Raw genomic sequence first — 22,946 nt, 5'->3', positions numbered from 1 at the left:
TTCACAGGCCCCTGACCGTTTCGGTCTCTGCGGATCTCGAAGTCCAATGCATCCCCTGAACTGGGGTGTTGCAACGACTCCTAGAACCCAAGGACGCTCCCCGGGCCCTCGGACGTCCGGGTCAGGCCTGGCCGCCGGCCGCCTGCTCCTGGGCGACCTTGCGCTTCACCTCGGCCATGTCCAGGTTGCGGGCCTGACCGATCAGGTCCTCGAACACCGCCTCCGGCAGCGCTCCGGGCTGCGAGAAGACGAGCACGCCCTCGCGGATGATCGCCAGTGTCGGGATCGACTGGATCTCGAACGCGGCGGCCAGCTCCTGCTGCGCCTCGGTGTCCACCTTGGCGAAGACGAGGTCCGGGTGGCGCTCGGCCGCCTTCTCGTACACCGGGGCGAACTGGCGGCACGGCCCGCACCACCCGGCCCAGAAGTCGATGAAGACGAAGTCCTTGCCCTCCGGGCCCGGGACGATGTCGTCGAAGTTCTCCTTGGTCAGCTCGACCGTGCTGCTCATCTCGCGATTCCTTCCCTTCCGGAGGGTGGTGATCCAGGCCCGTTCAGGCCATGTGCCCGCCACAACGGTCCGGGTCCGCGGGGTATTCCGGGAGGCGAATCCGGGCCGTCCCGGCGCCGGCGTCGAGCAGCCGGCGGCCGCCACCCGGCGGCGGGGCCGGATCCGGCGGCTGGTGCCGGCCCTGGCCGCCACCGCGATGGGATGGTGGCGGCCGACCCCGCCGTCACCGCCGCGGTGCTCACCGCCGACGACACCCCCGCCGTGATGGCGGTGGCCGAGCAGTTCGGCGCCACCGACCCGAGCACCGGCGCGCACGCCACCGTCGGCCTGGACGGCACCACCTGGGGAACCCGGGTCAGTCTGCAACTCTCCCGTGTGCAAGGCCCGTTGACGTGCCGGCCGGTCGCCGTCCCGCGCGCCGGCGAGCAGCGGACCGTCACCACCTGGTCCGTCCCGGCGGGCGGCTACGGGGCCGAGGACGGCACCGTCCGCACCACCGGCGGCGCGGCGCTCCGGCCCGGGGACATCGACCACTTCGAGGTCCGGGTCCGGGACGGCGGTGCGCTACTGGTCGCCGTCCCGGCGCACCACGCCTGACTCCCAGTCGACCGTGTACGACTCCAGCCGCTCCACCCGGGCCGTCCCCCGGACACCGGGCCAGTGCGGGCTCGGCTCGCCGGTGCCGGTCATGTGCTCCCGCTGCCAGGTCCGGCTCCAGCCGACCCGCAGCGCCGGCTCGAAGCTGTGCCACCGCCCGCAGTCGCAGGGCGTCAGCACCCAGGCGCAGCAACGGCACAGCTCGGCGTGGCCGTGGCCGGTCGACACGGACACCGCCGGGCCCTCCTCACCACAGGCCGGACAGCCCGGCAGCTCGACGCCGTCCAACAGCGCGTGCTGCCGCCGGACGTAGTCGGGCAGCCGCAACGGCGGATGCAGGAACGGGTCGTGCTGCCAGGCCGCGTCCGGCGAGTTCCGCCAGGGCCGGTTCCCCCAGGGGGTGTCCGCCGGCCGCCGCCGCCCGGCCCGCTTCTCCGCCCGGCGCCGCTCCGCGTACTCCTCGTCCCGGACCCGCCGGAGCTCGCGTGCCTCGTGCAGCTCGTCCACCGCGCGGACCAGCGACTCCGGATCGGCCTCCAGGAGACGCGGCATCCGGGCGCTGACGGTGAGGTGGTGGTACGTCGCCCGCAGGCCGTACGGGGCGAAGAGGGTCAGGCAGGTGCGCAGCGCGCTGTGCCGCCGGTACAGCGGGAGCGAGGCGTCGTGCACCAGGGCCCGGCGGGTGTGGAAGCTGGTCATGACGGCGGCTCCAGGTCCAGGGCGCGGGCGAGCGCGCCGGTGACGGCGGCGGCGTACCCGGGCACCTGCCGCTCGGCCCAGCCCGCCGCGAGCGCGAGGAACGCGCGCAGGTCCCGCTCGGCCCCGGCGAGCAGCCCGCGCAGCTCGTCCACCGGCAGCTCGATCACCGGGCCGTCGCCGCCCTCGGCGTCCTGGGTCAGCCGGACGACCCGGCCGACACACTCGGCCCGGGCGTCGGGGTCGTGGCCGAACCACGCGGTGCCGGGGCCGTCCGTGACGTCCAGCCACTCGCGCCAGTCCTCCAGGCCGTTGCAGCAGCCCGGCTCGAACACGGCGCCGGTCGCGGAGTCCGTCACCACCAGGCCACCGGGAGCGTACGGGTGCGGCTCGGTCAGCAGCCCGTGCAGGAACGCGCCCAGCGGATCCGCCGGCCGGGCGACCCGCTCCCCGGCCTGCTCGGGATCGGGCTCGACGTCGTTGCGGTCGGCCAGCAGCCACACCGCCGCACCCACCTCCGCCGACGTCATCCGCCCGCTCAACGTGAGGTCCCCGTGCCGCCCGGGCGTGCCCGTCGGCCACAGCGTGAAGCCCTCGGGGGAGAAGAACGTCAGCACCGGTCGCATCGACATCATCCGCCGATCATCCCGAACGGAACCCCACTCCGACCAGCACTTTTCCGCCCCACCCCGCCCATCCGCTCACCCACCGCCCCCGGCCGCCCGGCGGCTGCCCCCTGCCGCTGTTCCGTCCGACCGGCCGCCACCGTCGCTCAACCGGTGGCCTGTGCCGCGATCCGGGTCAGTACGCGGCCGCAGTGCCGGGCGAAGGTGCGCTGGGTGAGCGGCAGCAGCGGGCCGGCGAGGCGCGCGTACCAGGCGACCGGTCGGCTGAAGGCGGTGACGGAGAACCTGACCGCGTCGTCCGGGGCCAGTTCGACCAGGAAGGTCTCCTCGCCCCGGGCCAGGTGTCCGGCCCTGGTGCCGTAGGTGAAGCCGTACCGGTCCGGGCCGTCGAGGGTGGCCAGGACGCGGTTGGGGGCACTGGCCCGCAGCGGGCCGAGGCCGAGGCCGCAGCGTACGGCGACGCCGGGGGCGGCCCGGTCGGCCGCCGCGTCGATCAGGACGCCCGCGAGCCGGTGCATCCGCCAGTCGAGCAGGGCGGCGCCGGCGGCTTCCAGGGCGGGGCGGCCGTGGCCGATGAGCGCGCTGTGCCGCAGGTGGTTGTAGCCGGCGGGCAGTTCGCCGGTGCGGCTGGCGCCCTGTTCGGGGTAGCTGTAGTCGTTCATCGGGCGGTCTCCGTCGAGGCGGTCAATGGTCCGGCGGTCGGTTGTCCGGCGGCGATCCGTCGGGCGGCGATCCGTCGGGCGGCGATCCGGCGCCAGGCGAGCAGGGCGCAGAGCGCGAAGCCGAGCGCGTTGCCGACGCCGTGGGTGGCAGCCATCCAGGTCAGGGTGGGGTGGGGGAGTCCGGCGGCCCGGCCGAGTGCCCACCACAGGGCGAGCAGCATGGTGAGCGCGAGGACGGCCGAGGAGGCGGCGAGCAGCCGGGCGGTGACCGGATCGCCGCCGTGGGGGCGGAGCTCGCGCCAGGTGACCAGGCCGACCAGCCACATGCCGGTGGTCAGGACGGCGGCCCCGGCGAACTGCCACCAGTCGCCGAGGAAGTACCCGGCCAGCACCAGCAGGGTGCCCGCCGGGACGCTGAGCGCCGCGCAGCGGGCCGCGGCCGAGCCCGGACGGGCGGCGCGGCAGACCAGTCCGGCGACCAGGGCGGCGGTGAACCCGGCGTAGTGGAAGTGCGGGACGGTGAGCGCCAGGATGTGCGGTTCGAAGCCGAACAACGGGTAGCCGGAGCGTTCGGCGACCAGGGCGGTCCCGGCGACCGAGGGCGCGGCGAGCGCGGTGAGCACCGCGACCTCGGCGGGCGCGAGCGACCGGGTGCGGGCCAGCCGCAGCGGCGCGTGCAGGGCGACGGCCAGGGTGCCGAGCGCGTAGAGCGCGGCGAAGCCGGTGGCGAGGCCGCCGCGGGGCAGCCAGAGCGAGAGCGCGCCGGGTACCGCGGCGAGCGGCCACAGCCGGCGGACCCGGGTGAGGCCGGGCTCGTCGACCAGGGCGAGGCCGAGCGGGACGACGGCGCCCATGCCGAGCAGGATCAGCAGGTCGACCAGTTCCGTGGTGCCCTTCCCCATCGTGGGCACACCTCCTTGAACGCGTTCAAATGGCTTTCGCCGCCGACTCTACGCGGCTGACTTGAACGTGTTCAACTCGCCCCCGGGATGTCGCCCGACCGGCTGGCCTGGTGTTCACGATGGGTGCGGCGCACCCTGGAGGAGTAACCGATGGAGGTGATCCGCCATGAAGACTCTGGTCGGTTGGCACATCGAGATGGAGTTCCGCGAAGAGGGGCCGCGGACCAGCGCCGCCGCGATGCTGCGGCTCGGCGACGGGAGCGAACTGCGCGCCCACGGCTACAGCAGCCGCCACCCCTCCGACCCGGAACAGCTGAGGGTCGGGGAGGAGATCGCGGGGGCCCGCGCGCTCAACGAGCTCGCCTCGCAGCTGCTCACCAAGGCCCACGGCGAGATCCAGGAGGTCAGTCCGGTCCCGACCCACCCGCTGTCCTGACCTCTCCCGCGGCTTCCCGGCCGCTGTCGTCATCGGTCGCCGCCGTGAACGGCCCCGGGAGCGGTGGCCCCGGGCGCAACGGCCCCGGAGGTGCCGAGTGCCGGGGCCGCCTCCCGGGGCCCCGGCACTCAACGGCGTTCGCCAGTCCGTCAGTTGACGCAGTAGGTGGCCGGCGGCTGCCACTCCGGACCGACCAGCCGCTGTTCCAGTTCGTTCAGCGTGATCCGGATGCCGACCGTCCCGGCCAGCCCCACCCGGAGCCGGCTGCGGGCCAGCGCGATCAGCGCCGACAGGCCGTACTTGTTGATCAGCGAGGTGCGGTAGCGCGCGGTGTCGTCGGCGTCGCAGAGCCGTGCCCGGGCCGGGACCTGGCGGCCGGTGGGGCGCCCGTGGGCGTCGCAGGGGCCGATCAGCACCCGGGGGTGGCGGCGGATCCGTTCGGCCTCGCCGGAGTGGGCCGGTGTCCAGACCCCGAGGGCCGTGCCGTCCGGCACCACCCAGAGCTGCGAGTCCATCCGGCTTCCGTCCTCGCCGAAGGTGGTGAGCAGGAGGTACCTGCTGTCGGCGAGCCGGTCGGTTCGGTGGTGCACCTGTCCTCCCTGTGCCGTCGGGGGGCGCGGGTCAGTGCCCGTGGCCCTCGCTGATCTCGCGGTACTCCTCGGCGGTGGGCTTGGGGATCCGGCCGCCCTCGCCGTGGAACCCGCGGGAGAGCCGGGTCCGGGTGCGGGTGAGCACCCCCGCCGGGCGGGCCACTCCATTCTCGTCCACCGCGGCGGGCAGGACGAGGGGGCGGGGCTGTTCGTGCGCCGTGAGCCGGTGCAGTTCCCGCCGTGGGAGCGGGGCGTGCACCTCGGTGAACTCGCCGTGCGGCAGGCGCTTGATGATGCCGGTCTCGCGCCCGTGCAGCACCTTGTCGCGGTCCCGCCGCTGGAGGCCGAGGCACCAGCGCTTGGCGACGACGAAGACCACGACCGGGACGACGAAGAAGCCGACGCGGGCGGCGTACGTGATGGTGTTGAGCGACAGGTGCAGGTGGGTGGCGATGAGGTCGTTGCCGCCGGCCATCAGCGCCACCAGGTAGACGCTGATCCAGGCGGCGCCGAGGGCGGTGCGGACGGGTGCGTTGCGCGGCCGGTCGAGCAGGTGGTGTTCCCGGTCGTCGTCGGTCAGCCGGCTCTCCACGAAGGGGTACACCGCGATGGCGCCCAGGACGAGGGGGAACAGCGCGAACGGGATGAGCACCCCGAGGTTGAGGGTGTGCCCCCACAGCCCGATCTCCCAGCCGGGCATGATCCGGATCAGTCCCTCGGCGAACCCCATGTACCAGTCCGGTTGGGCGTCGGTGGAGACCTGGTCCGGACGGTACGGGCCGTACGCCCAGATCGGGTTGACGGTCGCGATCGCTGACACCAGCGCGACGAGGCCGAAGGCCAGGAAGAAGAACCCGCCGGCCTTGGCCGTGTAGATCGGCATCAGCGGCATGCCGACGACGTTCTTCTCGGTCCTGCCGGGGCCCGCCCACTGGGTGTGCTTGTGGTGGAAGACCAGGATCAGGTGCGCCACCAGCAGGCCGAGCATGATGCCCGGGATCAGCAGCACGTGGATGGTGAAGAACCGCGGCACGATGTCGTGGCCGGGGAACTCCCCGCCGAACAGGAACATCTGGACGTACGTGCCGACCAGCGGGACGGCGAGGATCGAGCCCTCGATGAACCGGATGCCGGTGCCGGAGAGCAGGTCGTCGGGCAGCGAGTAGCCGAAGAAGCCGTCCAGCATGCCGAGGAAGAGCAGCAGGAAGCCGAAGACCCAGTTGATCTCGCGCGGCTTGCGGAACGCGCCGGTGAAGAACACCCGCATCATGTGGACGAACATGGCGGCGACGAAGACGATCGCGGCCCAGTGGTGGATCTGTCGGATCAGCAGGCCGCCGCGCACCTCGAAGCTGATGTCCACCGTGGAGGCGTAGGCCTCCGACATCGGGACGCCCTTGAGCGGCACGTAGGAGCCGGCGTAGACCACCTCGCCCATGCTGGGCTTGAAGAACAGCGTCAGCCAGACGCCGGTCAGGATGATGATCAGGAAGGTGTAGAGGCAGATCTCGCCCAGCATGAAGGACCAGTGGTCCGGGAAGATCTTCCGCAGGTTCGCCCTGGCCAGGGAGTAGATCCCCAGCCGGCCGTCCGCCCAGTCGGCGGCCCGCTGCCCCCGCCCAGGGCTCTGATTCCGGGTCATGTGTACGCACCTCGGTCCGAAGGAAACGGGGAGACGTCCCCGATTCGTACTGGGGGCCACCATAATCGGGGAGAGCTCCCCACTTCTAGTCGGGGTGCCCCCTTCCCCTCTCCGCCCCGGCAGCGGCGAGCTTTCTCCCCTCCGGAAACGTCCTCCGGAAACGGCGAGCGGCCCGCCCGGTGTCGTGGAAGACACCCGACGGGCCGCGTACGCACCCGAGTCGACCCCGGAGCCTGTCGTCAGGGACAGGCCCCCGGCGTCAGTGCACCAGCACCGGCACCTCGTTCTCCTGCGCCGAGCCCGCGCCCGCCGCGGCACCCGGCCGGCCGGCGTTGACGAAGGTGAAGGCGACGGCGGCGGCCGCCACCAGGATCCCGAAGGACACCCAGATCGCGGTGGAGAAGCCGTGCACCATGCCCTGGAACTGCAGCACCTTGGCGGCCTCCGGCGAGGCGACCGCGCCGGAGGCGTGCGAGGCCAGCCAGGTGGTGGTCGCGCTGGCCGCGATGGTGTTCAGCAGCGCGGTGCCGATGGCGCCGCCGACCTGCTGCGAGGTGTTGACCATCGCCGAGGCCACACCCGCGTCGCGCGGCTGGACGCCGTGCGTGGCCAGGCTCATCGCCGGCATGAACGCGGTGCCCATGCCGAGGCCCATCAGGACCAGGCCGGGCAGGATCACCGCCGGGTAGGAGGTGTCCAGGCCGATGTGGGCCAGCAGGAACATGCCGACCGAGGCGACCAGGAAGCCGGGCGCCATCAGGTAGCGGGCCGGGACCCGGGTCATCAGCCGGGCGCCGATCTGGGTCGAGCCGGTGATCATGCCCGCCACCATCGGCAGGAAGGCCACGCCGGTCAGCACCGGGCTGTAACCGAGCACGATCTGCAGGTAGTAGGTCAGGAAGAGGAACAGACCGAACATGCCGATCACGGCCATGCCCAGCGACAGGTACACCCCGCCGCGGTTGCGGTCGAGGACCACGCGCAGCGGCAGCAGCGGGGCCTTGACCCGGCGCTCCACCAGCACGAAGGCGGTCAGCAGCACGGCGGCCGCGACGAACAGGCCCACGGTGCTGCCGGCCGACCAGCCGTCGGACTCGGCGCGGGTGAAGGCGTAGACCAGCGAGACCAGGCCCGCGGTCACCAGCAGCACACCGGGGACGTCCAGCTTGTTGCGGTTGCGGCCCTCGGCGGGCTCGCGGATCACCAGCACGGCGCCCGCGGCGGCCACGATGGCGAACGGGATGTTGACGAAGAAGGTCCAGCGCCAGTTCATGTACTCGGTGAGCAGGCCGCCGAGGATCAGACCGATGGCGCCGCCGCCACCGGCGATCGCGCCGTAGATGCCGAAGGCCTTGGCGCGCTCCCTGGCCTCGGTGAAGGTCACCGCGAGCAGGGACAGCGCGGCCGGCGCGAGCAGCGCGCCGAACACGCCCTGGAGCGCGCGGGCGCCGAGCAGCATCGCCGTGTTGGCCGCGGCGCCGCCGAGCGCGGAGGCCAGGGCGAAGCCGGTCAGGCCGACGATGAAGGTCCGCTTGCGGCCCCAGAGGTCCGCGATCCGGCCGCCGAACAGCAGCAGGCCGCCGAAGGCCAGCGCGTAGGCGGTGATCACCCACTGGCGGTTGCCGTCGGAGATGCCCAGGTCGTGCTGCGCGGACGGCAGGGCGATGTTCACGATGGTCGCGTCGAGGACGACCATCAGCTGGGCGAGGCCGATGAATATCAGCGTCTTCCAGCGCCGGGGATCGGGCAGCGTCGCCGGTCGGGCGTCGGTTTGAGGCATGGGGGTACTCACTTCACGGTGCGGGTGCCGTACGGGAACGGCGGGTTGCCGTACGGGAAGGGGTGCGGTGGGAGAAGGCGCCGGGGCGCGGCCGGGCGGTCGGTGCTGGCGGTCGGTACTGGTGGTCGGTCAGTTCTCGGGCTGGAGGTCCTCGAAGGTCGCGGCCCGGCCGGGCAGGACCGAGGCGGCCGGCGCGCGCAGGCCGTCCAGGAAGATCTGCAGGTGCCGGTGGACGAACCCGTCGTGGAGGCGGCAGGAGGTGTTCGGCAGTGGGCGGGTCAGCTGGCTCAGCGCGATGAACAGGTCACCGTTCTCGACGTCCGGCCGCAGCTCGCCCGCCACCAGGGCGCGCTCCATCAGCCCGCCCACGGCGGCCTGCAGGCGCTTGCGGATGTCGGTCAACTCCGGGTCGTACGGGTCGACGTGGTTGCTGAACAGGGCGCAGAGGCCGCCGACCTTCTCCTCGACGGACGCGTGCGCGAACCGCTGGAGGGCGTCGAACGGGCCGTCGCCGTCAGGGGCGTCCGCCTCCGCCGTCGCCGTCTCGGCGAGGGCCAGGACGCGGTTCTTGACGAGCACCGCCACCTCGTGGATCAGCGCCACCCGGTCCGGGAAGTTCCGGTACAGCGTGGCGTTGCCGACCCCCGCCCGCTTCGCGATCTCGTCCAGCGCCGCATCGGCACCGTGCTCGACGAACGCGTCCCGGGCCGCCAGCACGATCCGCTCCCGGTTCCGGCTCGCGTCGGCACGCAACTTCGGCGTGCGCGCGCTCCCCGCGGGACGGGCCGACTCGGCGGTGGTGGTCACGACGACTGCTCCTGATCAAGGTACCGGGGAACTTCTCCCCGCTTCTGCCAACGTACTCCGAAACGGGGAATCCGTCCCCGGAATTTCCTCCGACACTGTGACCTGCGACATATTGAGGTGATCACCTCCTGCGACTCCGACACCGACCGTCGTGATCGCGTCGAGAAGCCCCACGCCTGTGCCGAGGCCGGGATCCCGATCTACCTCCTGATCGACCGGGACTCCGCCGAGGTCATCGTCCACAGCGAGCCCGACGGCGTCCGCTACGAGACCGTCCAGACCCTCCCCTTCGGCAGGACCGTCCGCCTCCCCGACCCCGTGGGCATCTCCCTGGAGACCGAAGCCCTCAAGAACTGGGTGCGCTGATCCTGGGCATGGCTTCCCCGGGGCGGTGTCGGTGGCGGCCTAGGCTGTGGGCGTCCCGGGCGGCCGGTGGGTCGTCGGAGCCGGGAGGGACCCGGTGGTCGGGTGGGCGGAGGAGGTTCGCGATGGGCAGCGGTGAGAAGGTCGCCAGGGTGCGCTGTGTGGCGGCCGTGCCGTGCTGGGTGAGCCTGGCGGCCCGGAGCCTGGAGGACGCCGAGAAGTTCTACGGGCCGTTGCTGGGCTGGGAGTTCGAGCCCGGGCCGGACCGTTTCGGGCCGTACGTGCACGCGGTGACCGGCGGGGAGGCGGTGGCCGGGCTGGGGATCGGCGGCGCCGGGGCGATCCCGCTCGCGTGGACCAGCTACTTCGGGACGGAGAGCGCCGACGCCGCCGCCGACGCGGTGCGTGAACGCGGCGCGACGCTGGCGGTCGGGCCGCTGGCCTTCGACGCCGGGCGGGTGGCCTTCGCGGCGGACCAGGCGGGTGCGGTGTTCGGCATCTGGGAGGGCCCGCCGGGCCGGGCCCGGAAGCTGGACCTGTTCGGCGCGCCGGTCTGGATCGAGCTGCGCACCCCGGACCCGTTCGCGGCGGCGCTGTTCTACGGCGAGGTGTTCCGCTGGGACGGCCGTGACCCGGAGCGCTTCGACGTCCGCTGGGAGCACGACCGGGTGGTGCTGCGGGCCGAGGGCCACAGCGTCGCCGCGTTGGCCAAGGAGCAGGCGGGCGGCCCGGCCGGGATGCCGCCGCACTGGGAGGTGTCCTTTGCCGTCCCGGACACCGACCGGGCACTGGCCCGGGCCGTGGAGCTGGGCGGAGGGGTGATCGGGCCGGCCTTCGACTCCCCGTACGGGCGGGTGGCCCGGCTGCGGGACCGCGAGGGCGCGCGGTTCGCGGTGATCAGCCCCAAGGACTGATCGGCCTCAAGGACTGACTGGGCCCAAGGACTGACCGGGCCGGAGAATCGGCCGGTCCGGAGCGCTCAGGGCGCGTCCAGCTCGGCCCGCTCCGCCCGCAGCCGGTCGCCCAGCGCGGTGCGGGCGGCGGTGGGCAGGGCCTTGCGGGCGGCGGGGAAGAGCTGCTTCTCCTCGCCGCGCAGGTGGCGCCGCAGGGTTTCGGCGAGGCCGCGCAGCAGGGTGCCGAAGGCCGGGTCGTCCGGTTCGAGGCCCTGGAGGTCGGCGAGGTACTGTCCGATCGCCAGGTGGTCGTGGATGCTGCGGAAGACCAGTTCCCCGCCGTCGGGCACGTCGTGCTGCACCACCGGGAAGAGGTGTTCCTCCTCGGCGGCGCAGTGGGTGAACAGCAGGTCGGTCAGCCGGGCCAGCAGCTCGCCGCGTCCGGGGTCGTCGGCCGGTGCGGCCTCGATCCGGTCGAGCAGCTCGGTGACCGCCCGGTGGTCGGCGGTGAACTCGCCGAGGATGTCAGGCTTGCGGCTCATGGCCCGCCCGCCTCTCGCACGGAAGACTTCCCCCGCCGCCTTCCAGTATCCGGCGCCGGGCCGCCCGCCCGGAGACGTTCCCGGTCACCCACCGTCCCCGTCCCCGCCCGGAGAGGCACCCGCTCACCCACGGGTGCCCCCGCTCACCCACCGGCGCCCCGGTCACCCTCCGTCCCGCCGCCCCGTGAGGGCGAGCAGCCGGGTCTGCGGGCCGGCGTCCTCGGGCACCGGCAGCGGTGGGTCGAAGAGCCCGCTGCCGGAGAGGTCCCCGTATCCGGCGAACTCGCCGAGCGCGAACTCGACGAGTCCGTCCGGGAGCCGGGTGAGCCGCCCGATGCCCTCGGCGAGGTCCCAGGAGTGGATCACCAGGTCGGTGGTGAGCTGGTCCAGGTAGTACTGCCCCGAGGTGTCGCCGAAGGAGAGGTGGACGGTCAGCTCGGTGGCGCCCGGGACGGCCCAGGCCTCCTTGGCGGCCTCGGCGGCCTCGGTCCAGGAGGTGAGCGGGTCGTCGCCGAGCAGGTCGCCGTCGAAGCGTCCGCCGACCTCGCCGATGGTGGCGCCCATCAGCAGCTCGGGCACCCAGAGCTGCTCGCCGGTGAGGTGGTTGACCAGGTCGCGGACGGACCAGTCGTCGCAGGGGGTGGGGGAGTCCCACTGGCCGGGGGCGGTCAGCCGGACGCGTTCGCCGAAGGCATCCAGCGCCTCGGGGTAGGGGGTGCCGGTCCGGGCTCCTCGTCGGTGCTGCCTGTGCTGGGCCATGTCTCCACCCTCCCCGGCCCGGACGGGCGCCGCGAGTCGTCGACGGACCGTCAGTTGTTCAAATTCGAACTTCGGGGTACGGTCGAACGAGCGGCGGTTCAAATTTGAACAATGGCGCCGGGTGACGACCCCGCCTGCCGCACCACCACACCCCGTAATCGCGTCCGGCCGCGCCGGACGGCGACCGCACCCCGATCGACACCGATGGAGACGCGCATGCCGAGCAGCAGCCCGAGCACGACCGCCGCCACCACTGCCGCCACCACTGCCGTCAGCCCGGCCCGGGACACCGCCGGGCCCGCGACGACCTCCCCGCACGCCTACGACGCCGGACTCCTGCTCCTGCGCCTCGCCCTCGGCCTGACCATGGCCGCGCACGGCAGTCAGAAGCTGTTCGGCTGGTTCGGCGGCGGTGGCATCGACGGCACCGGTCAGTTCTTCACCATGAGCGGCTACCCGGCCGGCCACGCCATGGCCGTGGTGGCCGGCCTCACCGAGACGCTGGGCGGACTCGCCCTCGCCGTCGGCCTGTTGACCCCGCTGGCCGGTGCCGCGATCGTCGGCACGATGGTCAACGCGCTGGCCGTCACCTGGGGCGGCGGCTTCTTCGCCCCGAAGGGCAGCGAGTACGAGCTGCTGCTGACGGCCGCCGCGGCCGCGCTCGCCCTGACCGGCCCCGGCCGCTACGCGGTGGACCGCTTCCTTCCGGTGCTGCGGGCGCACCGCCTGGCGTACGGCGCGGCCGCCGTCGTGGTCGGCCTGGTGACGGCGGGCGTGATCCTGCTGCTGCGCAAGTAGCCGACCGTTCCCGTATGGAAAGGGCATGGTGACGACCCGTCGCCGTGCCCTTTCCGTCATTTCGAATGAGTAGACCTCGGGTAAAGGCCTTCACAATGTTGTGTGATGTGTGCAATGGTACATGTCACATCCCCACTTCCTCGACGGAACCGCCCCACGCGGTGCCGCCGAGGACGGTCCTCGCTCCACCGCAGGCCGTGCCCCATCGCGGCCATCGACGGCCCGGAGGCCCCCACGTGAATGGCCACCGCTTACTGCGAGTCCCGCAGTTCGCAAGACTGTTGACGTTCGTCCTGTCCCTGTTCCTGGCGATCGGCCTGTTCGCCCCGCAGTCCCAGGCCGCGCCCACCAGCCCCGCCCCCGGCGGGGCGACCCCCACCGGCGTGCCCGCCGGCACGGCGCCCGCCGACCTGGCGCCGCCGCCCGCGATCGGCGACAGCCGTGCCGACGCCGCCCCGGCGAAGCCGGACGGCCGCAAGCGGCTCAGCCCGGAGGATCTGGCACCCCAGCCGCCGACGACCCCGTTCGCCGGCCAGTCGCCGGCCGATCAGCCGCAGGCCAAGGCCCTCGGCCTCGGTGCGGCGGCCGCAACGCCCTGCAACGTCGGTGACTTCACCAGCCGGACCGGCAGCGCGCTGGTCCAGCAGATCAAGTCCGTCGACCTCCAGTGCGTCAACTCGCTGTTCAAGATCGGCCGCGGTGACGCCGCCAACGCCTTCCGCGAGTCGCAGATGACCACCGTGGCGAACGCGGTGCGCGACGCGGCGAACAGCTACCAGGGCAACAACAGCGCGTCGATCTCGCAGCTGATGCTCTACCTGCAGGCCGGCTACTACGTGCACTTCTACAACCCCGACGTGGTGGGCTCCTACGGCAACGGCCTGAAGGACGCCTCCCGCGCCGCGCTGGACGCCTTCTTCGCCAACTCCCGCTCGCGGGACGTCACGGCGGACAACGCCGGCCCGCTGGCCCGGGCGGCCACGCTGATCGACAGCATCAAGGACAGCGCCCGCTACCTGCCGGTCGCCAAGCGCCTGCTGACCGACTACGACAGCGCCACCTGGAACCCGACCGGCATGGTCTACGCGGTGACCCCGGTGCTCACCCAGCTCTACGCCGGGCACCGGCAGGCCGACTTCCTCCCGGCCGTCAAGACCGACCCGACCGTGCTGGACGCCCTGTACACCTTCATCTCCCGCAACCAGGGCCTGCACGGCGGCACCTACGGGCGGACGGTCTACGAGGCGACCAACGAACTCACCCGCTTCATGCAGTACCCGGAGCTGCTGCCCAGGCTGCGCCCGTACGCGCGGACCCTGGCCCAGCTGTCCGCGCCCAGCGGCCCCACCATGTACCAGCGCGGCTCGGTGACGCTCGCCGTGAGGTGGTGGGACACGGACAACTGCTCGTACTACGGCACCTGTGACGACCCCGCGAAGTTCAAGGCCGCCAACCTGACGGTGAAGCACACCTGCAGCCCGAGCATCAACATCCTGGCCCAGTCGCTGGACAGCACCCAGCTGGCCATCGCCTGCGCCAGCCTGAACGGGCAGGACGCGTTCTTCCACGCGGTGGCCAAGGACAGCGGCCCGGTCAAGGACGACAACAACGGCACGATCGAGGTCGTGAACTTCCACTCCTCGCTCGACTACCAGGTGCTTGCCGCGGTCATCTACGACATCAACACCAACAACGGCGGCATGTACCTGGAGGGTGACCCGGCGACGGTCGGCAACCAGCCGCGCTTCCTGTGCTACGAGGCCGAGTGGGCCCGCCCGTCCTTCGAGATCTGGAACCTCAACCACGAGTACACCCACTACCTCGACGGCCGGTTCAACGTGTACGGCGACTACGACGCCGGCCAGGTCCAGCCGATCGACTGGTGGGTGGAGGGCTTCGCGGAGTTCGTCTCCTACTCGTACCGCAAGGTCGTCAACGACGGCGCCATCGCGGTGGCCCCGCAGCACACCTACAAGCTGAGCGAGCTGTTCGACACCGTCTACGCCAAGAGCGACCAGGACCGGGTCTACCGCTGGGGCTACCTGGCCGTGCGCTACATGCTGGAGCAGCGCCGCTCCGACGTGGACGCCGTGCTCGCCAAGTACCGCGCCGGTGACTGGGTCGGTGCCCGCGCCATCCTGAAGACCACCATCGGCACCCGCTACGACGCCGACTTCGACAGCTGGCTCACCAAGTGCGCCGCCGGCGCCTGCGCCACCGGCACCCCGGGCCAGCCGCAGCTGCCGGAGTGCGCGGGCGGTGACCTGCGGAAGCTGGACGCCAACTGCGTGCGCAGCAACGTCGCGGCGACCACCGGCAACTACGCGCACTTCTACGTCCAGGTGCCCGCCGGCACCAAGCAGGTGAAGATCACCAGCAAGGGCGGCACCGGCAACGGCGACCTCTACTACAACCCGGGCAGCTGGGCGTACACCAACTCCTACGTCACGCGCTCGGCCGGCCCGGACAACTCCGAGACGCTGACCGTCGACAACCCGCAGGCCGGCTACGTCTTCTTCAGCCTCTACGCCCAGCAGGGCTTCAGCGGGGTGAGCGTCACGAGCGAATTCTGAGCCGAACCGGCAGACCGGACAGGTGACCGCCCCGGGCGGAGCGCTACGGCGCCCCGTCCGGGGCGGGCCAGTTGACGGACCGTCATCACCGGCCCCACCTGAATTCCCCGCAAACCGTGCACAACGCCCCGGGTTCCCAAGGCCATGTGAGATGTGCCATGGTACATGTCACATCCCCCACCGCGCCCGACGGAACCGCCCCCACGCGGCGCCGTCGCCGACGGTCCTCGACACTCCACCGACCGCGCCCCAACTCGCGGTCGACGACGGCCCGGAGGCCCCCACGTGAGTCCTTCACGGCTGCTGCGAATCCCGCAGCCGGCACGATTGATGACGCTCCTCCTGTCCCTGTTCATGGCGATCGGCCTGTTCGCCCCGCAGTCCCAGGCCGCCCCCGCCACCCCCGTCCCGGGCGCCACGCCCGCCCCCGTCCCCGCCGGGCCGGCCCCGCAGCCCGCCACCGGCGCCGCCGAACGAGCCGACAGCGGGCAGCAGTTGGCCTCGGTCGACCAGCGCGCCCCGCTCCCGGTCGACACCCGGCCGGCCGAGGTCCGGCCGGCCGCCAGAGCCCTCAGCCTCGGCGCGGCGGCCCAACAGGCCTGTACCATCGGCGACTTCACCGGCCGGACCGGCAGCGACCTGGTCCAGCACATCAAGGCCGCCGACATCCAGTGCATCAACAGTCTCTTCCAGCTCACCGGCGGCGACGCGCGCGGCGCGTTCCGCGAGGAGCAGATGAGCACGGTGGCCTACGCGCTGCGCGACGCGGCGGCCGGCTACCCCGGTGACAACAGCACGTCCGTCGAGCAGCTGGTGCTCTACCTGCGCGCCGGCTACTTCGCGCAGTGGTACCACAAGGAGGACGTCGGCGAGTACGGCGCCGGCCTCAAGACCGCGATCCAGTCCGGGCTGGACGCCTTCTTCAACAGCGCGCACTCGCGCGACGTCGTGGCGGGCAACGCGCCCATCCTGGGCGAGGCCGTCACCCTGATCGACAGCGCGCAGGAGAACATCCGCTACCTGCCGGTCGTCAAGCGGCTGCTGGGCGACTACAAGGCCGACACCTGGAACCCGGCCGGCATGGCGTGGGCCGTCAACCCGGTGTTCACCGTGCTCTTCCGCGGCCACCAGGTGCCCGGCTTCGACGCGGCCGTCGAGGCGGACCCGAGCGTGCTCGACGCGCTCTCCGACTTCGCGACCCGCAACAACGCCCTGCTCGGTGACACCTACGGCGTGCTGGTCTACAACGCGACCAAGGAGCTGACCCGCTTCCTGAAGGACACGGCCCTCCAGGCCAAGGTCCGCCCGCTCGCCAAGGGGCTGGTCGCCGCGTCGGAGCCCAAGGGCCGCACCGTCTACCAGTGGGCCGCGGTCGCCGAGGGCGTCGACTACTACGACAGCGGCAACTGCTCGTACTACGGCACCTGCAACAAGGCCGACCAGCTCAAGGCCGGCGTGCTCACCGTGACGTCCACCTGCAGCCCGAGTATCAAGCTGATCGCCCAGGCGCTGGACGCCACCCAGCTGGCCACCGCCTGCACCAGCCTGACCGGCCAGGACGCGTTCTTCCACGCGGTGGCCAAGGACAGCGGCCCGGTCAAGGACGACAACAACGGCACGATCGAGGTCGTGGTCTTCCACTCCTCGCTCGACTACCAGGTGCTCGCCGCCGCGATCTACGGCATCGACACCAACAACGGCGGCATGTACCTGGAGGGTGACCCGGCCAAGGCCGGCAACCAGCCGCGCTTCCTCTGCTACGAGGCCGAGTGGGCCCGCCCGTCCTTCGAGATCTGGAACCTCAACCACGAGTACACCCACTACCTCGACGGCCGGTTCGACATGTACGGCGACTTCAACGCCGGCATGACCACCCCGACCATCTGGTGGGTGGAGGGCTTCGCCGAGTACGTCTCCTACTCGTACCGCAAGGTCAACAACGACGGTGCCATCGCGGCGGCCGGCCGGCACACGTACAAGCTGAGCGACCTCTTCGACACCGCCTACGGCGACCAGGACCGGGTCTACCGCTGGGGCTACCTGGCCGTGCGCTACATGCTGGAGCAGCACCGCTCCGACGTGGACGCGGTGCTCGCCAAGTACCGCGCCGGTGACTGGGCCGGTGCCCGCACCATCCTGAAGACCACCATCGGCACCCGCTACGACGCCGACTTCGACAGCTGGCTCACCAAGTGCGCCGCCGGCGCCTGCGCCACCGACGGGGGCGGCACGCCGCCCACCCCGCAGCTGCCGGAGTGCACCGGCGCCGACACCCGGCAGTTGGCGGCCAACTGCGCGCGCAGCAACGTCGCCGCGACCACGGGCAACTACGCGCACTTCTACCTGCTGGTGCCCGCCGGTACCAAGCAGGTGAAGATCACCGCCAGCGGGGGCACCGGCAACGGCGACCTCTACTACAACCCGGCGGGCTGGGCCTACACCGACGCGAACACCGCGCGGTCGACCAACCCGGACAACTCCGAGACGCTGACCGTCACGGACCCGCCGGCCGGCTACGTCTTCTTCAGCCTCTACGCCCAGCAGGGCTTCAGCGGGGTGAGCGTCACGAGCGAATTCTGAGCCGGCAACGGCAACTGGACAGGTGACCGCCCCGGGCGGAGCGCTGCGGCGCCCCGTCCGGGGCGGGTCCATGCCCCGGCCCAGGGGCTACGCGCCGACCCGCACCAGCGCCAGAGTGATGTTGTCCGGCCCGCCGGCCTCGATGGCCGCCTTCCACAGTTCGAACGCCGCCTTGCCATCCGAGCGGTCCGCCCCCTCGGGGGACCGCGCCAGCAGCGCGGCCAGCTCCTCGTCCGGCACCGGGTCGGTCAGGCCGTCGCTGCACACCAGGTACCGGTCCCCGGCGGCCAGCGGCGCGGCCCGGACGTGCGGTTCGACGTAGGTGAGGCCGAGCGAGCCGCCCAGGGTCTGGGTGACCGCCGAGGTGGTGCGCCGGCCGGGCGGCAGCGGGGGGCTGTCGTCCACGCTCACCCGGCGCAGCCCGTCCCCGGAGATCCGGTAGACCCGGCTGTCGCCGACGTTGAAGGCCAGCACCTGCCCGGGCAGCAGCACCAGCCCGGCGACGGTGGTGCCCATCGCGGCGAGCCCCGGCTCCTCGGCGGCGGCCGCGTAGACGGCCTGGTTGCAGGCCTGGAGCTCCTCACGGACGGCCTCCTCGCCGTCCAGCGCGCCCCCGTCGGCGGCGAGCCGGCGGGCGACCAGGGCGCTCGCCACCTCGCCGCCCGGGTGGCCGCCCAGGCCGTCGGCGACGGCGATCACACAGGGCGGGCCGAGCGGGAAGAGCAGGGTCTGCGGGTTGGTGGTCACGGTGGCGCAGAGCGTCCACGGCCCGACCGTGAGGCTGTCCTCGTTGTGCTCCCGCACCAGGCCCTCGTGGCTCAGCGCGCTCACCGCGATGTACGGACCCATCGTCCGCCGCCCTTCCGGAGGGATCCCCGTCTTCCATTGTCGGCGGGAGTCGGCTTTCGGCAGGAGTCGGGGAGTCGGGGGAGTTGCCTTTCGGCGGGAGTCGGCGGGAATAGCCGCGCGCACCCCGGTGCTGTGGTTGAAAGTTTTACTACCTGGGATGTGGTGATCAGCATGCAGTTCGGAATCTTCTCCGTCGGCGACGTGACGACCGACCCCACCACCGGCCGCACCCCGACGGAGCACGAGCGGATCAAGGCGATGGTGGCCATCGCCCGCAAGGCCGAGGAGGTCGGCCTGGACGTCTTCGCGACCGGCGAGCACCACAACCCGCCGTTCGTCCCGTCCTCCCCGACCACCATGCTCGGCTACATCGCCGCGCAGACCGACCGCATCATCCTCTCCACCTCGACCACGCTGATCACCACCAACGACCCGGTGAAGATCGCCGAGGACTTCGCGATGCTCCAGCACCTGGCCGAGGGCAGGGTGGACGTCATGATGGGCCGCGGCAACACCGGCCCGGTCTACCCGTGGTTCGGCCAGGACATCCGCCAGGGCATCCCGCTCGCGATCGAGAACTACGCGCTGCTGCACCAGCTGTGGCGCGAGGACGTGGTGGACTGGCAGGGCCGCTTCCGCAGCCCGCTGCAGGGCTTCACCGCCACCCCGCGCCCGCTGGACGACGTCGCGCCGTTCGTCTGGCACGGCTCGATCCGCAGCCCCGAGATCGCCGAGCAGGCCGCCTACTACGGTGACGGCTTCTTCGCGAACAACATCTTCTGGCCCAAGGAGCACTTCCGGAAGCTGATCAACCTCTACCGCGAGCGCTACGCCCACTACGGCCACGGCACGCCCGAGCAGGCGATCGTCGGCCTCGGCGGGCAGGTGTTCATGCGGAAGAACTCCCAGGACGCGGTGCGCGAGTTCCGTCCGTACTTCGACAACGCGCCGGTGTACGGCCACGGGCCCTCGCTGGAGGAGTTCACCGAGCAGACCCCGCTGACCGTGGGCAGTCCGCAGGAGGTCATCGAGAAGACCCTGACCTTCCGCGAGACCTTCGGCGACTACCAGCGCCAGCTGTTCCTGATGGACCACGCCGGCCTGCCGCTGAAGACGGTGCTCGAGCAGCTGGACCTGCTCGGCGAGGAGGTCGTGCCGGTGCTGCGCGAGGAGTTCGCCAAGGGCCGCCCGGCCGGGGTGCCGGACGGGCCGACCCACGCCGCGCTGGTCGCGGCCCGGGACGCGCAGGAGAACGAGAAGACGGAGGTGGCCAAGTGACCGCGTTCAAGCTGGTGGTGGTGAGTGCCGGACTGGGCAAGCCGTCCTCGACGCGGCTGCTGGCCGACCGGCTCACCGACTCGACCGTGCGCCGACTCGCCCAGGAGGGGCGCGAGGTGGACGTCACCGTGGTCGAACTGCGGGGCCTGGCGGTGGAGATCGCCAACAACTTCGTCACCGGCTTCCCCGGCGCCGGGCTGCGCGCGGCGATCGAGGCGGTGACGGAGTCGGATGCCCTGATCGCGGTGACGCCGATCTTCACCGCTTCGTACAGCGGTCTGTTCAAGTCCTTCTTCGACGTGATCGACAACGACGCGCTCACCGGCAAGCCGGTCCTGATCGCCGCCACCGGCGGCACGCCCCGGCACTCGCTCGCCCTGGAGCACGCCGTCCGCCCGCTGTTCAGCTACCTGCGCGCGGTGGTGCTGCCGACCTCCGTCTACGCGGCCACCGACGACTGGGGCGCGGCGGGGGACGGGCTCACCGACGGCCTGCCGCGGCGGATCGACCGGGCGGCCGGCGAGCTGGCGGCCCTGCTGGCCGGGCGCGGCCCGGCGGCGCCGGACCTGCCCGGGCAGGTGGTGCCGTTCGCCGAGCAGCTGGCGGCACTGCGGGTCTGAACCCGGGCCGGAGGGCCGACCGAGGGCGATCGAGGTCGAACGAGGGCCGAACGAGGGGCGGGCGTGCGAGGAAGTGCGCCCGCCCCTCGGCGTACCCGCCCCTCGGCGCGCCCGTTCGGGCAGCGCGGCACGCCCGCGCGGGAAGCACCCTCCCGGGCCGCCGACCGTGCCGAAATGTCCGCTCCGGGGTGTAATCGTACGGATGATCAGGCCCGGAGACCGGAGTCCTTCCATGCCGCTCGCACCGCCCCCGCCCACCTCCCAGCCCGTCCTCACCCCGCTCACCGCGGCGGCCGTCTTCCTGGTCCTCACCGTCGAGCCCGGCCGCGAGGCGGCCGTCCGCGAGCTGCTGCCCGAACTCGCCGCACTGCGCCGCGCGGTCGGCTTCCGGGCGCCCGAGGGCGGCCTCACCTGCGTCACCGGTATCGGTTCCGGACTCTGGGACCGCCTCTTCACCGGCCCCCGCCCGGCCGCCCTGCACCCCTTCCAGGGGGTGGCCGGCACCCGCCACCGGGCCCCGGCCACCCCCGGCGACCTGCTGCTGCACCTGCGGGCCGAACGGATGGACCTCTGCTACGAGCTGGCCGCGCAACTCACCGGACGGCTCGCCGGCGCGGCCACCGTCGTCGACTCGGTCCAGGGCTTCAAGTACTTCGAGGACCGGGACCTGCTCGGCTTCGTCGACGGCACCGAGAACCCGGAGGGCCGGGCCGCCGAGCACGCCGCCCTGATCGGCGCGCAGGACCCGGCGTTCACCGGCGGCAGCTACGTCGTCGTGCAGCGGTACGTGCACGACCTGGACAAGTGGAACGCGCTGAACGTGGAGGAGCAGGAGGGGGCGGTCGGCCGCACCAAGCTCACCGACATCGAGCTGGCCGACGACGTCAAACCCGCCGACTCGCACGTGGCGCTCACCGTGATCACCGGGCCGGACGGCGAGGAGCGGAAGATCGTCCGCTTCAACATGCCGTACGGCACCTTCGGCTCCGCGGGCCGCGGCGGCGAGGCCGGCACCTACTTCATCGGCTACGCGGCCGACCCGGGGGTGACGGAGGAGATGCTGCGCAACATGTTCGTCGGCAACCCGCCCGGCACCACCGACCGGCTGCTGGACTTCTCCACCGCCGTCACCGGGGGGCTCTTCTTCGTGCCGACCGCCGATCTCCTCGACTCCCCGCCGCCTCCGCCCTCCACCGCCTGCGCCCCCGCTCCCGCTCCCGGGGACGGCTCGCTCGGCATCGGCAGCCTCAAGCAGACCACCTGAACAGGACCGCGCCCATGGACAACCTCCACCGGGACCTCGCCCCGATCTCCGCCGCCGCGTGGGAGGAGATCGAGGAGGAGGCCCGCCAGACCTTCAAGCTCCACATCGCCGGCCGCCGGGTGGTCGACCTCAGCGGCCCCGACGGCGCCACCCTCGCCGCCGTCGGCACCGGCCACCTGACCGCCGTCGACCCCCCGACGGACGGCATCGAGGCCCGCGCCCGCGCCGTCCAGCCGGTGGTCGAGCTGCGCGTCCCCTTCACCGTCCGCCGCGACGCCGTGGACGACGTCGAACGCGGCTCCCGGGACTCCGACTGGCAGCCGGTCAAGGACGCGGCGCGCAAGCTCGCCCTGGCCGAGGACCGCGCCGTCTTCGAGGGCTACCGAGCCGCCGGCATCGACGGCATCCGCGCCGCCTCCACCAACCCCCCGGTCCAACTCCCCGACGACGTCCGCGAATACCCGGAGGCCGTCAGTCGCGCCCTGACCGCCCTGCGCCTCGCCGGCGTCGGCGGCCCCTACTCGCTCCTGCTCGGCGCGGCCGCCTTCACCGCCGTCAACGAGACCAGCGACCACGGCTACCCGGTCCACAACCACATCGCCCGCCTCCTGGACGGCGACATCATCTGGGCCCCGGCCATCGAGGGCGCCTACCTGCTCTCCGCCCGCGGCGGGGACTTCGAACTCTTCCTCGGCCAGGACGTCTCGGTGGGCTACCTCTCCCACGATGCCGAGACGATCAGCCTCTACCTCCAGGAATCGATGACGTTCCGGGTCCACACCGGAGAGGCCGCCGTCGTCCTGCGAGGCTAGGGCGTGTCCGCGCCGCCGGCCGCCCCCCGGAGGCTCCGGAAGGGTACTGAGTTCCTTTACGAGGGGTACTGAGTGCCGTATCCTCTCCGTGGAGCCTCTGACGCCAGTCGACGGGAGTCGACCCGGTCTGCCGGTCCAGGTGGCGCTTGCGGTGCGCGGGTCGCGCCCGGGCCGGACTTGGCACTCAGTACCCTCGGCATGCCTGAGGCCATGGATCCAGTGCATCCGTGCACCCGTGACAGGAGAACCGCTCATGAGCTTGAGGATCGTCGTCTGTGTGAAGTACGTGCCGGACGCGACGGGTGACCGTCGTTTCGCGGACGACCACACCACGGACCGGGAGGGTGTGGACGGCCTCCTGTCGGA

The 22,946-nt window shown here is 72.3% G+C and carries 22 protein-coding genes and 2 pseudogenes; 12 read left to right on the top strand and 12 right to left on the bottom strand.

The window, feature by feature from the left end; genetic code table 11:
• Window positions 1–121 precede the first annotated feature (121 nt).
• Complete coding sequence (locus ACGF13_RS40050; RefSeq protein ID WP_392884557.1) at window positions 122–511, bottom strand: thioredoxin family protein; 390 nt, start codon at window positions 509–511, stop codon at window positions 122–124.
• A gap of 201 nt (window positions 512–712) precedes the next feature.
• On the opposite strand from ACGF13_RS40050, the gene ACGF13_RS40045 reads away from it, so the two are divergent.
• Window positions 713–1,108 carry a hypothetical protein gene (locus ACGF13_RS40045; RefSeq protein ID WP_392884556.1) on the top strand — a complete coding sequence of 132 codons (396 nt, stop codon included), beginning with the start codon at window positions 713–715 and terminating at the stop codon, window positions 1,106–1,108.
• Here the strand turns inward: ACGF13_RS40045 and ACGF13_RS40040 are convergent.
• From ACGF13_RS40040 to ACGF13_RS40025, 4 genes are all read right to left on the bottom strand, one after another.
• Entirely contained in the window at window positions 1,076–1,807 is a 732-nt protein-coding gene (locus ACGF13_RS40040; protein ID WP_392884554.1) for a hypothetical protein, read from the bottom strand. The two genes, ACGF13_RS40045 and ACGF13_RS40040, sit on opposite strands and share 33 nt — an antisense overlap.
• Window positions 1,804–2,439, bottom strand: coding sequence for a hypothetical protein (locus ACGF13_RS40035; RefSeq protein WP_392884553.1), 636 nt, complete (start codon window positions 2,437–2,439; stop codon window positions 1,804–1,806). Before ACGF13_RS40035 ends, ACGF13_RS40040 begins: the two co-directional genes overlap by 4 nt.
• 137 nt (window positions 2,440–2,576) lie before the next feature.
• A complete protein-coding gene (locus ACGF13_RS40030; protein ID WP_392884552.1) occupies window positions 2,577–3,092 on the bottom strand; it encodes a DUF1990 family protein in 516 nt (171 codons plus the stop codon).
• On the bottom strand, window positions 3,089–3,994 hold the full coding sequence (locus tag ACGF13_RS40025) for a YndJ family protein (protein WP_392884558.1): 906 nt from the start codon (window positions 3,992–3,994) through the stop codon (window positions 3,089–3,091). Before ACGF13_RS40025 ends, ACGF13_RS40030 begins: the two co-directional genes overlap by 4 nt.
• Before the next feature lie 166 nt (window positions 3,995–4,160).
• Between ACGF13_RS40025 and ACGF13_RS40020 the strand changes: the two genes are divergently transcribed.
• Window positions 4,161–4,430, top strand: a complete 270-nt coding sequence (locus tag ACGF13_RS40020; RefSeq protein ID WP_392884550.1) for a DUF1876 domain-containing protein — start codon at window positions 4,161–4,163, stop codon at window positions 4,428–4,430.
• Window positions 4,431–4,579: 149 nt separating this feature from the next.
• Here the strand turns inward: ACGF13_RS40020 and ACGF13_RS40015 are convergent, their stop codons facing one another.
• From ACGF13_RS40015 to ACGF13_RS40000, 4 genes are all read right to left on the bottom strand, one after another.
• The gene (locus ACGF13_RS40015; protein WP_392884549.1) at window positions 4,580–5,020 is read right to left on the bottom strand and encodes a PPOX class F420-dependent oxidoreductase; all 441 of its coding nucleotides are present in this window, start codon (window positions 5,018–5,020) and stop codon (window positions 4,580–4,582) included.
• Between the two features lie 31 nt (window positions 5,021–5,051).
• Window positions 5,052–6,662: a cytochrome bc complex cytochrome b subunit gene (locus ACGF13_RS40010; RefSeq protein ID WP_392884548.1), complete on the bottom strand. Its 1,611-nt coding sequence runs from the start codon at window positions 6,660–6,662 to the stop codon at window positions 5,052–5,054.
• Between the two features lie 259 nt (window positions 6,663–6,921).
• The gene (locus ACGF13_RS40005) at window positions 6,922–8,442 is read right to left on the bottom strand and encodes an MFS transporter (protein ID WP_392884547.1); all 1,521 of its coding nucleotides are present in this window, start codon (window positions 8,440–8,442) and stop codon (window positions 6,922–6,924) included.
• Window positions 8,443–8,571: 129 nt separating this feature from the next.
• Window positions 8,572–9,249, bottom strand: coding sequence for a TetR/AcrR family transcriptional regulator (locus ACGF13_RS40000; protein WP_392884546.1), 678 nt, complete (start codon window positions 9,247–9,249; stop codon window positions 8,572–8,574).
• 120 nt (window positions 9,250–9,369) lie between these two features.
• Between ACGF13_RS40000 and ACGF13_RS39995 the strand changes: the two are divergent.
• Together ACGF13_RS39995 and ACGF13_RS39990 are read left to right on the top strand one after the other, a co-directional pair.
• A pseudogene (locus ACGF13_RS39995) lies at window positions 9,370–9,615 on the top strand (Uma2 family endonuclease); the annotation flags it as partial.
• A 122-nt stretch (window positions 9,616–9,737) separates the two neighbouring features.
• Window positions 9,738–10,526, top strand: coding sequence for a VOC family protein (locus ACGF13_RS39990; protein WP_392884545.1), 789 nt, complete (start codon window positions 9,738–9,740; stop codon window positions 10,524–10,526).
• 65 nt (window positions 10,527–10,591) lie between these two features.
• Here the strand turns inward: ACGF13_RS39990 and ACGF13_RS39985 are convergent, their stop codons facing one another.
• Window positions 10,592–11,047 (bottom strand): hemerythrin domain-containing protein, encoded by a 456-nt coding sequence (locus tag ACGF13_RS39985; protein ID WP_392884544.1) that lies wholly within the window; start codon window positions 11,045–11,047, stop codon window positions 10,592–10,594.
• A gap of 162 nt (window positions 11,048–11,209) precedes the next feature.
• Complete coding sequence (locus ACGF13_RS39980) at window positions 11,210–11,806, bottom strand: TIGR03086 family metal-binding protein (protein WP_392884543.1); 597 nt, start codon at window positions 11,804–11,806, stop codon at window positions 11,210–11,212.
• A 216-nt stretch (window positions 11,807–12,022) separates the two neighbouring features.
• Here ACGF13_RS39980 and ACGF13_RS39975 point away from each other — a divergent pair, with 216 nt between their 5' ends.
• The 3 genes from ACGF13_RS39975 (at window position 12,023) to ACGF13_RS39965 (ending at window position 17,757) form a co-directional block, all read left to right on the top strand.
• Window positions 12,023–12,604 (top strand): DoxX family protein, encoded by a 582-nt coding sequence (locus tag ACGF13_RS39975; protein WP_392884541.1) that lies wholly within the window; start codon window positions 12,023–12,025, stop codon window positions 12,602–12,604.
• 281 nt (window positions 12,605–12,885) lie between these two features.
• Window positions 12,886–15,177 (top strand): M9 family metallopeptidase, encoded by a 2,292-nt coding sequence (locus ACGF13_RS39970; RefSeq protein WP_392884540.1) that lies wholly within the window; start codon window positions 12,886–12,888, stop codon window positions 15,175–15,177.
• 330 nt (window positions 15,178–15,507) lie between these two features.
• A complete protein-coding gene (locus ACGF13_RS39965; RefSeq protein ID WP_392884538.1) occupies window positions 15,508–17,757 on the top strand; it encodes a M9 family metallopeptidase in 2,250 nt (749 codons plus the stop codon).
• A gap of 87 nt (window positions 17,758–17,844) precedes the next feature.
• Here the strand turns inward: ACGF13_RS39965 and ACGF13_RS39960 are convergent, their stop codons facing one another.
• Window positions 17,845–18,606 carry a PP2C family protein-serine/threonine phosphatase gene (locus ACGF13_RS39960; protein ID WP_392884537.1) on the bottom strand — a complete coding sequence of 254 codons (762 nt, stop codon included), beginning with the start codon at window positions 18,604–18,606 and terminating at the stop codon, window positions 17,845–17,847.
• A 171-nt stretch (window positions 18,607–18,777) separates the two neighbouring features.
• On the opposite strand from ACGF13_RS39960, the gene ACGF13_RS39955 reads away from it, so the two are divergent.
• The 5 genes and pseudogenes from ACGF13_RS39955 to ACGF13_RS39935 all read left to right on the top strand — a co-directional run.
• A complete protein-coding gene (locus tag ACGF13_RS39955) occupies window positions 18,778–19,884 on the top strand; it encodes an LLM class flavin-dependent oxidoreductase (protein WP_392884536.1) in 1,107 nt (368 codons plus the stop codon).
• The gene (locus ACGF13_RS39950) at window positions 19,881–20,504 is read left to right on the top strand and encodes an FMN reductase (RefSeq protein WP_392884534.1); all 624 of its coding nucleotides are present in this window, start codon (window positions 19,881–19,883) and stop codon (window positions 20,502–20,504) included. The genes ACGF13_RS39955 and ACGF13_RS39950 overlap by 4 nt, the downstream gene beginning before the upstream one ends.
• A 232-nt stretch (window positions 20,505–20,736) precedes the next feature.
• The gene (locus ACGF13_RS39945; RefSeq protein ID WP_392884533.1) at window positions 20,737–21,768 is read left to right on the top strand and encodes a Dyp-type peroxidase; all 1,032 of its coding nucleotides are present in this window, start codon (window positions 20,737–20,739) and stop codon (window positions 21,766–21,768) included.
• Window positions 21,769–21,782: 14 nt separating this feature from the next.
• Entirely contained in the window at window positions 21,783–22,580 is a 798-nt protein-coding gene (locus ACGF13_RS39940; protein ID WP_392884532.1) for a family 1 encapsulin nanocompartment shell protein, read from the top strand.
• 253 nt (window positions 22,581–22,833) lie between these two features.
• A pseudogene (locus ACGF13_RS39935) lies at window positions 22,834–22,946 on the top strand (electron transfer flavoprotein subunit beta); the annotation flags it as partial.

Origin of the sequence: Kitasatospora sp. NPDC048286, assembly GCF_043201735.1 — a bacterium.
Classification (GTDB): domain Bacteria; phylum Actinomycetota; class Actinomycetes; order Streptomycetales; family Streptomycetaceae; genus Kitasatospora.
Note: the sequence above shows the minus strand (reverse complement) of the source record. Positions and strands in the feature narration are given on the sequence as shown.